The sequence below is a fragment of the Pseudomonas sp. UBA6323 genome (assembly GCF_002439135.1).
In the GTDB taxonomy this organism is placed as follows: Bacteria; Pseudomonadota; Gammaproteobacteria; order Pseudomonadales; family Pseudomonadaceae; genus Aquipseudomonas.
Map to the genome: position 1 here is coordinate 26,414 of NZ_DJSX01000089.1, position 10,388 is coordinate 36,801.

A 10,388-nucleotide genomic window follows, 5' to 3' on the forward strand; every position below is an offset into this window, starting at 1 on the left:
GCCTGGAAATCCCAGGCTTCTTCGTTATGGGGCGCCTGTTCGTGGCCCCTGCAATTCTCAAGTGGAAAATGGAGTGAGTTATGGCTGGTCATTCCAAATGGGCCAACATCAAGCACCGCAAGGGGCGTCAGGACGCCAAGCGCGGCAAGATTTTCACCAAGCTGATTCGTGAGCTGACGGTTGCCGCCAAGCATGGCGGGCCGATCCCGGCGGACAACCCGCGTCTGCGCCTGGCTGTGGACAAGGCGCTGACCAACAATATGTCGCGGGATGTGATCGACCGCGCCATCGCCCGTGGCGCTGGCAACAACGAAGCCGACAACGTCGTCGAATTCAGTTACGAGGGCTATGCACCGAGCGGTGTGGCGATCATCGTCGAGGTGATGACCGACAACCGCAACCGCACCGCCGCCGAAGTGCGGCATGCCTTCACCAAGTGCGGCGGCAACCTCGGCACCGATGGCTCGGTCGCCTACATGTTCGACCGCAAGGGGCAGATCAGCTTCGCTTCGGTGGATGAAGACGCGCTGATGGAGGCCGCACTCGAAGCCGGTGCCGACGATGTGGAGATGGGTGAGGAGGGGGCTGCCCTGGTATTGACCAGCTTCACCGAATTTCATGCTGTCAACGAGGCCCTGGCGGCTGCCGGCTTCAAGGCCGAGGAAGCGGAAATCGCCATGATCCCCTCGATCAGTGCGCCGATCGCTGATCTGGAAACCGCGCAGAAGGTGTTCAAGCTGATCGACATGCTCGAAGATCTGGATGACGTGCAAAACGTCTATCACAACGCTGAGGTTGCCGACGAGATCATGGAAGAGCTCGGCTGAGGCTGTAGCCCGGATGCAATCCGGGAAACATTCCCCGGTTTGCACCGGGGCTACGAAAGCCGGAGGCGCTATTCAGCGCTTCCGGCTTTTTTCATTCGGCTCTCCGGTTGGCGGATGACGTTGCCGAGGGCGCCCCGTATACTCGCCAACTGGATAAATAGACAGTTGCTGACATGACCCTGATCCTAGGTATCGATCCCGGCTCGCGAATTACCGGTTACGGTGTGGTGCGCGATACCGGGCGTGGTTGCGAGTACGTGGCTTCGGGCTGCATTCGTACCGGCAACGGACCTCTGGCCGAGCGCCTGCAGATCGTCTTTCGCGGCGTCAGCGAGGTGATTCGCACCCATGGCCCGGTGACCATGGGCATCGAGCAGGTGTTCATGGCGCGCAATGCCGATTCGGCGCTGAAGCTGGGGCAGGCGCGTGGCGCGGCTATCGTCGCCGCGGTGGAGGCCGGGCTGGAAGTCAGCGAGTACACCGCCACCCAGGTCAAGCAGGCCGTGGTCGGCACCGGGGCGGCGGACAAGCAGCAGGTGCAGATGATGGTCATGCACCTGCTGGGGCTGGTGCAGAAGCCACAGATCGACGCCTCCGATGCGCTGGGTATCGCCCTGTGCCATGCCCACCATCGGCAGAGTCTCATTCCCCATGGACTGGCCGGCGCCAAGCGGCGCGGCGGTCGTCTTCGTTTGTAATCGGAATAAAGGAAAGCAGCGGTGATCGGACGTTTGCGCGGCACCCTGGCGGAGAAGCAGCCGCCGCATTTGCTTCTGGATGTGAATGGCATCGGTTATGAGCTGGAAGTACCGATGACGACCCTTTATCGTCTGCCTGCGGTGGGCGAGCCGGTAACCCTGCACACGCATCAGGTGGTGCGTGAGGATGCGCATCTGCTCTACGGTTTTTTCGAAAAGCGCGAGCGCGAGCTGTTCCGCGAGCTGATTCGCCTTAACGGAGTCGGCCCCAAGCTGGCGCTGGCATTGATGTCCGGGCTCGAGGTCGATGAGTTGGTGCGCTGCGTGCAGGCACAGGACACCGCGGCGCTGGTCAAGGTGCCGGGCGTCGGCAAGAAAACCGCCGAGCGCCTGCTGGTCGAGCTCAAGGACCGTTTCAAGGCCTGGGAGTCGATACCGGCCATTGCGCCCCTGGTGGTTGAACCTCAACTGGCTCAGGCAGTCTCAAGCGCGGAGAATGACGCCGTCAGTGCGTTGATATCCCTCGGTTACAAGCCGCAGGAGGCCAGCCGAGCCGTTGCCGCCGTCAAGGAGGATGGTATGAGCAGTGAAGATTTGATTCGTCGCGCGTTGCGCGGCATGGCGTGACAAGGTGTTGAATAACTACCTGCGTTGCCGATGCGTTGTTAAAAACAGGCTCAAAATGCTCATTTACACTCGTAAACTCCGCTTTCTCGCCTGTTTTTGCCTAGCCTCGGCTGCCTCGCTGACGTTCTTCAACACCTTGTCGATGGAAGTATTGCGATGATCGAAGCCGATCGCCTGATTACCGCCAGCCCACGTGAGCGCGAAGAGCAGCAGGATCGAGCCATTCGCCCGCTGCGTCTGGCCGACTATATCGGTCAGCCCGTGGTGCGCGAGCAGATGGCGCTGTTCATCCAGGCCGCGCGGGGCAGGGCGGAAGCGCTCGACCATACGCTGATCTTCGGGCCACCAGGCCTGGGCAAGACCACCCTGGCCAATATCATTGCCGAGGAAATGGGCAGCTCGATAAAGAGCACCTCCGGCCCGGTCCTTGAGCGGCCGGGCGATCTGGCGGCGCTGCTGACCAACCTGGAAAGCGGCGATGTGCTGTTCATCGACGAGATCCATCGTCTTTCGCCGGTGGTCGAGGAGGTACTGTATCCGGCGATGGAGGATTTTCAGCTCGACATCATGATCGGCGAAGGCCCTGCGGCACGCTCGATCAAGCTGGATCTGCCGCCCTTCACCCTGGTCGGCGCCACCACGCGTGCCGGCATGCTGACCAATCCGCTGCGCGACCGCTTCGGCATCGTCCAGCGCCTGGAGTTCTACGGTATCGATGACCTGGCCACCATCGTCTCGCGCTCTGCCGGGATTCTAGGGCTGCCCATCGAGGCCAAGGGCGCTTTCGAGATTGCCCGTCGCGCGCGTGGCACACCGCGTATCGCCAACCGCCTGCTGCGCCGCGTGCGCGATTTCGCCGAGGTGCGCGGCACGGGCCATATCTCCCAGTCCATCGCCGACCAGGCGCTGAACCTGCTGGATGTCGACGAGCGTGGCTTCGATCATTCCGACCGACGTCTGCTGCTGGCCATGATCGAGAAGTTCGACGGCGGGCCGGTGGGGCTCGATAGCCTGGCTGCGGCCATCGGCGAGGAGCGCCATACCATCGAGGACGTGCTCGAGCCTTATCTGATTCAGCAGGGCTACATGATGCGCACTCCGCGCGGGCGTGTGGTCACCCGGCATGCCTATCTGCACTTCGGGCTGAACATTCCCAAGCGCCCGGGCGAGTCGTCCAGTGGCGACCTTTTCAGCGCGGGTGACGAATGACGAAAAAATTGTTACCAGGCCGGATTGGCAAGCAGCAGGCCGGGGACTAGAGTATGCGCGCGCAAAACGGAGTCCAGCCGTTCAGCCACCATTGCCGGGTCTACTACGAAGACACCGATGCGGGCGGCATCGTCTACTACGTCAACTACCTCAAATTCATGGAGCGGGCTCGCACCGAGCGCCTGCGTGAGCTGGGTTATGCCCAGTCGACGCTTGCCGGTGAGGGCCTGTTGTTCGTCGTGCATTCGGCCGAAGCGCGCTATCACGCGCCGGCACGCCTGGATGACGAGCTGGTGATCAGCGCCGATGTGATCGAATTGAACCGTGCCAGCCTGCGCTTTCGTCAACAGGTCAGGCGGGCTGCGGATGATGTGCTGCTCTGCGAAGGGCAGTTTCTGGTGGCCTGTGTGCGCGCCGACAACTTGAAACCCCGGGCTATTCCCGAAACCCTGCGACACGCGTTCGCCGGGACGCAGGCGCCGGGATTAATTGCAGCAGGAGAGTAAGCGTGGAAGCTAACGCCGTTGACCATATGTCGATGTGGAGTCTGATCAGTAATGCCAGTCTGTTGGTTCAGCTGGTGATGCTGACCCTGGTGGCCGCGTCGGTGATTTCCTGGGTGATGATCTTCCAGCGCAGCAATGCGCTGCGCGCCGCCAAGCGCGCGCTGGACAATTTCGAAGATCGATTCTGGTCCGGCATCGACCTGTCCAAACTGTATCGTCAGGCCGGCAGCAACCCCGATCCGGATTCCGGCCTGGAGCAGATCTTCCGTGCCGGCTTCAAGGAGTTCTCCCGTCTGCGCCAGCAGCAGGGCGTGGACCCGGATGCGGTGATGGACGGCGTGGCGCGCGCCATGCGTGTGGCCATCTCCCGTGAGGAAGAGAAGCTGGAAACCGCACTGCCGTTCCTGGCTACCGTCGGTTCCACCAGCCCGTACATCGGTCTGTTCGGTACCGTGTGGGGCATCATGAACTCCTTCCGCGGCCTGGCTCAGGTGCAGCAGGCCACCCTGGCCACCGTCGCTCCGGGCATCGCCGAAGCGCTGATCGCCACCGCCATCGGCCTGTTCGCCGCGATTCCGGCGGTCATCGCCTACAACCGCTTCTCTGCCCGCGGCGAAATGCTGATTGGCCGCTACTACACCTTCGCCGACGAGTTCCAGGCCATCCTGCACCGCAAGGTGCACACCTCGGAAGAATAAGACGCGCGCACAGAATAGGTTCTAGCCATGGCGAGAATTCGCAACAGACGCAAACCGGTCGCCGAGATGAACGTGGTGCCATACATCGACGTGATGCTGGTACTGCTGGTCATCTTCATGGTCACCGCGCCGATGCTCAACCAGGGCGTCAAGGTCGATCTGCCCAAGGTCAGCAGCGAAGCGCTGCCGCAGGATAACGACGCTCAGGTGCTGACCATTTCCATCAAGGCCGACAAGACCTACTACTGGAACATGGGCAGCGAGGTCGACGTCGACACCGAGCAGGAACGTGCTTCGACCCTCGAGCAGATGACTCAGGCCGTTTCGGCGATCATTGCCGAGAACCGTCGTCAGGGTAAGCAGGTGCAGGTGTTCGTGCGTGGTGATCGCACCGTCGATTACGGCACCGTGATGGCGGCCATGGGCGGCCTGCAGCAGGCCGACGTGGGTAACGTCGGATTGATTACCGAGGCCCCCTGATGCAGCAAACCGAGCGTTCGCAATCGGAAAGCTACTTCTGGCCCGTGGTCTGGGCCGTGGGTCTGCACGTCCTGATGTTCGCCATGCTGTTCGTCAGCTTCGCCTTCACCCCGGAACTGCCACCGGCGCGTCCGGTGGTACAGGCTACGCTGTATCAGTTGCAGTCGCAGAGCCAGGCCACCACCCAGACCACGCAGAAGGTCGCGGGCGAGGCGCAGAAGACCTCGGCGCCGCAGTTCGAGACCGAACGACTGGAGCAGAAGAAAGCCGAGGAGCAGAAGCAGGCCCAGGCCGAAGCGCAGAAGGTAGCCGCGGCCAAGAAAGCCGAGGAACAAAAGCAGGCTGAAGAGGCTCGAAAGGCCGAACAAGCCAAAGCTGAAGCTGCGAAGAAGGCCGAAGCCGAGAAGGCTGCCGAGCAGAAGCGCCAGGCGGATATTGCCAAGAAGCGCGCCGAGGAAGAGGCGAAGAAGAAAGCCGCTGAAGAGGCCAAGAAAAAGGCCGCTGCAGAAGAGGCGAAGAAGAAGGCGGCAGCTGCCGAGGCAGCGAAGAAGAAGGCTGCCGAGGATGCCAAGCGCAAGGCCGAAGAGGCGCGGCGCAAGGCAGCCGAGGATCAGAAGGCTGCGGCGCTGGCCGAGTTGCTCTCGGACAACGTGCAGAACCAGCAGGCGCTGGCCGAAACCCATGGCGACCAGGTTGCCGGCAACCTCGACGATCTGATCATCAAACTGATCACCGAGAACTGGCAGCGACCGATGTCGGCGCGCCGTGGCATGAGCGTCGAGCTGCTGATCCAGATGCTGCCCGACGGTACCGTGACCAACGCCAGCGTATCGCGCTCCAGTGGCGATGCGCCGTTCGACAACTCGGCCGTTGCCGCTGTACGTAACGTCGGGCGTATTCCCGAGATGCAACAATTGGATCGCGCTACCTTCGACCGTATGTACAGGCAGCGTCGCGTCATTTTCAAACCGGAGGATTGAGCTCTGTGAACAACCTGATTCGTATCGCCCTGCTTGGGCTGGTCATGCTGGTCGGTAGCGTCCAGGCAGCCGACCCGCTGGTGATCTCCCAAGGCGCCGACCGCGCCACGCCCATCGCCGTTGTGCCCTTCGGCTGGCAGGGCGGTTCGGTGCTGCCCGAAGACATGTCGCAGATCATCGGCAACGACCTGCGCAACTCCGGCTATTTCGAGCCCATCCCGCGGCAGAATATGATCAGCCTGCCGACCCAGGCCAGCGAAGTCATCTACCGCGACTGGAAAGCCCTTGGCGCCCAGTATGTGCTGGTCGGCAATATCGTGCCCAACGGTGGCCGGTTGCAGATCCAGTACGCACTGTTCAACGTCAACACTGAACAGCAGGTGATGACCGGCAATGTCGGTGGCGGCACCGACCAATTGCGCGACATGGCCCACCATATCGCCGACCAGTCGTTCGAGAAGCTCACCGGCGTCAAGGGTGCGTTCTCCACTCGCCTGCTATATGTCACCGCCGAGCGCATGGGCGCCAACAACACCCGCTACACCCTGCAGCGTTCCGACTACGACGGTGCCCGCGCCGTGACCCTGTTGCAGTCGCGTGAGCCGATCCTGTCGCCGTCCTTCGCACCCGATGGTCGCCGTATTGCCTACGTCTCGTTCGAGCAGCGTCGCCCGCGTATTTTCGTGCAGCACATCGACACCGGCCGTCGCGAGCAGGTCACCAATTTCGAAGGCCTCAACGGTGCGCCAGCCTGGTCGCCGGATGGCTCGCGTCTGGCCTTCGTGCTGTCCAAGGACGGCAACCCGGAAATTTACGTGATGGATATGGGCAGTCGGCAGATGCGCCGCATCACCAACCATTACGCCATCGATACCGAACCCTTCTGGGGCAAGGATGGTCAGACCCTTTACTTCACTTCCGATCGCGCGGGTAAGCCGCAGATCTATAAAACCAACATCAGCAGTGGCGCAGTTGAGCGAGTGACCTTCGTCGGTAACTACAACGCCAACCCGAAATTGTCGGCTGATGAGAAGACCCTGGTGATGATCCATCGCCAAGATGGTTTTACCGTGTTCAAGGTGGCTGCACAGGACCTGGAAACCAACCGTTTGCGCATACTTTCAGACACAAGTTTGGATGAGTCGCCCACTGTTGCGCCCAATGGGGCCATGCTAATCTACGCCACCCGCCAGCAGGGCCGGGGAGTCTTGATGTTAGCGTCCACCAATGGACGTGTGAGGCTCCCTCTTCCTACCGCTCAAGGCGAAGTTCGAGAGCCTTCTTGGTCCCCTTACCTGAACTGATGCGGCGTTACACCTATATTGCTTAACACAACTGGGGTTCATTAGGAGTTACATGATGGAAATGCTGAAATTCGGTAAGTTCGCTGCACTGTCCCTGGCTCTCGCCGTTGCTGTAGGTTGCTCCTCCAAAGGCGGCGACGCTGCTGGTGAAGGCGCTGTTGACCCGAACGCTGGCTACGGTGCCAACACTGGCGCTGTTGACGGCAGCCTGAGCGAAGAAGCGGCTCTGCGCGCTATCACCACCTTCTACTTCGAGTACGACAGCTCCGACCTGAAAGCCGAAGCCATGCGCGCTCTGGACGTACACGCCAAGGACCTGAAAGGCAACGGCGCTCGCGTCGTTCTGGAAGGCCACGCTGACGAGCGCGGTACCCGTGAGTACAACATGGCTCTGGGCGAGCGTCGTGCCAAGGCCGTTCAGCGCTACCTGGTTCTGCAGGGCGTTTCCCCGGCTCAGCTGGAACTGGTTTCCTACGGTGAAGAGCGTCCGGTTGCCACTGGCAACGACGAGCAGTCCTGGGCTCAGAACCGTCGCGTAGAGCTGCGTAAGTAAGCTGCCATGCGAGATTGCCGCCGTATCCTGACCCTTCTGACACTCGCCCTGCCGCTCGCGGCGGTGGCGGAGGTTCCCGTACTGGAAAGCAGCTCCATGCAACAGGGCAGCAGCTATCCACCGGCGGGTTATGGTACGGCCGGCTCCTCCGCCGGAGCGGGCGCGCAAGCGCCCGCTTCTGCGCAGGGTATGCTGTTCAACCAGCTCGAGCAGATGCAGCAGGAAATTGCGCAACTGCGTGGCATGGTCGAAGAGCAGCAAAACGAAATCCAGCGCCTCAAGCAGGAAGGGCTGGAGCGTTACCAGGATCTGGATCAACGCATTTCTTCCGGCGCAGCTGCCGGTGGAGCTCCCGCACAGAATTCAGCCGATGGCGCGGTAAATGCCAATGGCACCCCGACGCCACCTGCTGCACAGCAGCAAGGCAGCGCCGAGCCGGGTGATCCGGCCAAGGAAAAGCTTTACTACGATGCCGCCTTCGACCTGATCAAGGCCAAGGATTTTGACAAGGCATCGCAGGCATTCGCTGCCTTCCTCAATCGTTATCCTAACAGTCAGTACGCCGGCAACGCTCAGTATTGGCTGGGTGAAGTGAATCTGGCCAAGGGCGATCTACAAGCCGCCGGCCAGGCCTTTGCCAAGGTCAGCCAGGCCTATCCAAGCCATGCCAAGGTGCCGGATTCGCTGTTCAAGCTGGCCGATGTCGAGCGCCGTCTCGGGCACAACGACAAGGCGCGCGGTATCCTGCAGCAGGTGATCGCTCAGTATCCGGGCAGCTCGGCCGCCCAACTGGCCCAGCGCGACCTGCAGCGCCTGTAAGCCGATCTTGATGTACGAACCCGCGCATGTCGCGGGTTTTTCTTGTGGCTCGCTCCCTGGCAGCAACCTTTATGGGCCGTCGCGAAGCGACGTTAAAGATCCACTCCGATGATTTTTGTCTGCCATTCGGCGACTTCCATTAGAATGCGCGCTCGCATGGGCGTGGGGTTTCAGCTCGGCTGATGTCCCTGCCGCCATGCCTCGTCGAATACCGGCCATCGGTGTTCCTGTCTTTTCACGCAACGGAGGCGGATGACCTGTTTCGTCATCACGCCCGTGGCTACCATGCAAGAAACCCTGCGCATCACCGAGATTTTTTACTCGTTGCAGGGGGAAACGCGTACCGCCGGCTTGCCGACGGTATTCGTGCGCCTGACCGGCTGCCCCCTGCGCTGTCAGTACTGTGACACCGCCTACGCCTTCAGCGGCGGTGAGATCGTCACACTGGACAGTATCTTCATTCAGGTGGCCGCCTATCGGCCGCGCTACGTCTGCGTAACCGGCGGTGAGCCGCTGGCCCAACCCAACTGCATCCCCTTGCTCTCGCGTCTGTGCGACGCCGGTTATGAGGTGTCGCTGGAAACCAGTGGCGCGCTCGACGTCTCGGCCGTCGATCCACGGGTGAGCAAGGTGCTCGACCTGAAGACGCCCGGTTCGGCCGAGGTGCAGCGCAACCGTTACGAGAACATCGAGTGGCTCACCGCCAATGACCAGGTCAAGTTCGTCATCTGCTCGCGCGAGGATTACGACTGGGCCGTGTCCAGGCTGATCCAGTACGACCTGGCGGCCCGGGCCGGCGAGGTGCTGTTCTCGCCCAGCCACAAGCAGGTCGATGCACGCGCGCTGGCCGACTGGATAGTGGCGGACAACCTGCCGGTGCGCCTGCAACTGCAGCTGCACAAAATTCTCTGGAACGACGAGCCGGGACACTGATCATGAACGACAAGAAAGCGGTCATTCTTCTTTCCGGCGGCCTGGATTCGGCCACCGTGGTGGCCATGGCCAGGGCCGAAGGCTACGCCTGCTACAGCATGAGTTTTGACTACGGCCAGCGTCACCGCGCCGAACTGCAGGCAGCCGAGCGCGTCGCCCGGCAACTGGGTGTGGTCGAGCACAAGGTGATCGGCCTCAATCTCAACGGCATTGGCGGCTCGGCGTTGACCGATAGCAGCATCGCGGTTCCGGAAACCCCGGGCGAGGGCATTCCCGTGACCTACGTGCCGGCGCGCAACACGGTGTTTCTCTCTCTGGCGCTGGGCTGGGCGGAAGTGCTTGAGGCGCGCGATATCTTCATCGGCGTCAATGCGGTGGATTACTCAGGGTATCCCGATTGCCGGCCGGAGTTCGTCGAAGCCTTCGAGCGCATGGCCAATCTGGCGACCAAGGCCGGTGTGGAGGGGCAGGGCTTCGTCATCCGCGCGCCGCTGCAACAGATGAGCAAGGGCGAGATCATCCAAACCGGCATGCGCTTGGGCGTGGATTACGCGCTAACCGTTTCCTGCTACCAGGCCGACGATGATGGCCGCGCTTGTGGCAAATGCGACAGCTGCCGCCTGCGCGCTGCCGGTTTCGTCGCTGCTGGTGTGCCCGATGCCACCCGCTATTTCTGAAAAAATTTTCGCGAAGTGTTGATTTCCTGAATTAAATCAGTATCATGCGCCTCGCGTTGGGTCGTTAGCTCAGTTGG

General features: G+C 61.6%; 13 protein-coding genes. All 13 read left to right on the top strand.

All coding sequences use genetic code 11. The annotated features are described in order from the left end of the window. The first annotated feature begins 80 nt into the window (after positions 1 to 80). Positions 81 to 827: a YebC/PmpR family DNA-binding transcriptional regulator gene (locus B3P22_RS21120; RefSeq protein WP_296272437.1), complete on the top strand. Its 747-nt coding sequence runs from the start codon at positions 81 to 83 to the stop codon at positions 825 to 827. Positions 828 to 1,000: 173 nt separating this feature from the next. Next, a complete protein-coding gene (gene ruvC / locus B3P22_RS21125) occupies positions 1,001 to 1,525 on the top strand; it encodes a crossover junction endodeoxyribonuclease RuvC (RefSeq protein ID WP_296272438.1) in 525 nt (174 codons plus the stop codon). Positions 1,526 to 1,546: 21 nt separating this feature from the next. Beyond that, the gene (gene ruvA, locus B3P22_RS21130; protein ID WP_296272439.1) at positions 1,547 to 2,152 is read left to right on the top strand and encodes a Holliday junction branch migration protein RuvA; all 606 of its coding nucleotides are present in this window, start codon (positions 1,547 to 1,549) and stop codon (positions 2,150 to 2,152) included. Positions 2,153 to 2,308: 156 nt separating this feature from the next. Further along, complete coding sequence (gene ruvB / locus B3P22_RS21135; RefSeq protein WP_296272440.1) at positions 2,309 to 3,361, top strand: Holliday junction branch migration DNA helicase RuvB; 1,053 nt, start codon at positions 2,309 to 2,311, stop codon at positions 3,359 to 3,361. A 53-nt stretch (positions 3,362 to 3,414) separates the two neighbouring features. Further along, positions 3,415 to 3,867 carry a tol-pal system-associated acyl-CoA thioesterase gene (gene ybgC / locus B3P22_RS21140; RefSeq protein ID WP_013714445.1) on the top strand — a complete coding sequence of 151 codons (453 nt, stop codon included), beginning with the start codon at positions 3,415 to 3,417 and terminating at the stop codon, positions 3,865 to 3,867. Positions 3,868 to 3,869: 2 nt separating this feature from the next. Further along, positions 3,870 to 4,565, top strand: coding sequence for a protein TolQ (gene tolQ / locus B3P22_RS21145; protein WP_197855131.1), 696 nt, complete (start codon positions 3,870 to 3,872; stop codon positions 4,563 to 4,565). 27 nt (positions 4,566 to 4,592) lie between these two features. Continuing rightward, the gene (gene tolR, locus B3P22_RS21150) at positions 4,593 to 5,045 is read left to right on the top strand and encodes a protein TolR (RefSeq protein WP_003241681.1); all 453 of its coding nucleotides are present in this window, start codon (positions 4,593 to 4,595) and stop codon (positions 5,043 to 5,045) included. Beyond that, positions 5,042 to 6,025, top strand: coding sequence for a cell envelope integrity protein TolA (gene tolA / locus B3P22_RS21155; RefSeq protein WP_275547009.1), 984 nt, complete (start codon positions 5,042 to 5,044; stop codon positions 6,023 to 6,025). The genes tolR and tolA overlap by 4 nt, the downstream gene beginning before the upstream one ends. 5 nt (positions 6,026 to 6,030) lie before the next feature. After that, positions 6,031 to 7,329, top strand: coding sequence for a Tol-Pal system beta propeller repeat protein TolB (gene tolB / locus B3P22_RS21160; RefSeq protein WP_275546922.1), 1,299 nt, complete (start codon positions 6,031 to 6,033; stop codon positions 7,327 to 7,329). Positions 7,330 to 7,384: 55 nt separating this feature from the next. Continuing rightward, positions 7,385 to 7,882, top strand: coding sequence for a peptidoglycan-associated lipoprotein Pal (gene pal / locus B3P22_RS21165; RefSeq protein ID WP_003241687.1), 498 nt, complete (start codon positions 7,385 to 7,387; stop codon positions 7,880 to 7,882). A 6-nt stretch (positions 7,883 to 7,888) separates the two neighbouring features. Further along, positions 7,889 to 8,701 carry a tol-pal system protein YbgF gene (ybgF, locus tag B3P22_RS21170; protein ID WP_197855135.1) on the top strand — a complete coding sequence of 271 codons (813 nt, stop codon included), beginning with the start codon at positions 7,889 to 7,891 and terminating at the stop codon, positions 8,699 to 8,701. A gap of 285 nt (positions 8,702 to 8,986) precedes the next feature. After that, entirely contained in the window at positions 8,987 to 9,634 is a 648-nt protein-coding gene (queE, locus tag B3P22_RS21175) for a 7-carboxy-7-deazaguanine synthase QueE (protein WP_296272441.1), read from the top strand. 2 nt (positions 9,635 to 9,636) lie between these two features. After that, on the top strand, positions 9,637 to 10,311 hold the full coding sequence (queC, locus tag B3P22_RS21180) for a 7-cyano-7-deazaguanine synthase QueC (protein ID WP_296272442.1): 675 nt from the start codon (positions 9,637 to 9,639) through the stop codon (positions 10,309 to 10,311). Positions 10,312 to 10,388 lie beyond the last annotated feature (77 nt).

Bases quoted from the DNA above. Each gene is read 5' to 3' on its own strand.
- B3P22_RS21120 (WP_296272437.1), top strand. From the start codon at position 81: ATGGCTGGTCATTCCAAATGGGCCAACATCAAGCACCGCAAGGGGCGT.
- ruvC (WP_296272438.1), top strand. From the start codon at position 1,001: ATGACCCTGATCCTAGGTATCGATCCCGGCTCGCGAATTACCGGTTAC.
- ruvB (WP_296272440.1), top strand. From the start codon at position 2,309: ATGATCGAAGCCGATCGCCTGATTACCGCCAGCCCACGTGAGCGCGAA.
- ybgC (WP_013714445.1), top strand. From the start codon at position 3,415: ATGCGCGCGCAAAACGGAGTCCAGCCGTTCAGCCACCATTGCCGGGTC.
- tolR (WP_003241681.1), top strand. From the start codon at position 4,593: ATGGCGAGAATTCGCAACAGACGCAAACCGGTCGCCGAGATGAACGTG.
- pal (WP_003241687.1), top strand. From the start codon at position 7,385: ATGGAAATGCTGAAATTCGGTAAGTTCGCTGCACTGTCCCTGGCTCTC.
- ybgF (WP_197855135.1), top strand. From the start codon at position 7,889: ATGCGAGATTGCCGCCGTATCCTGACCCTTCTGACACTCGCCCTGCCG.
- queE (WP_296272441.1), top strand. From the start codon at position 8,987: ATGCAAGAAACCCTGCGCATCACCGAGATTTTTTACTCGTTGCAGGGG.
- queC (WP_296272442.1), top strand. From the start codon at position 9,637: ATGAACGACAAGAAAGCGGTCATTCTTCTTTCCGGCGGCCTGGATTCG.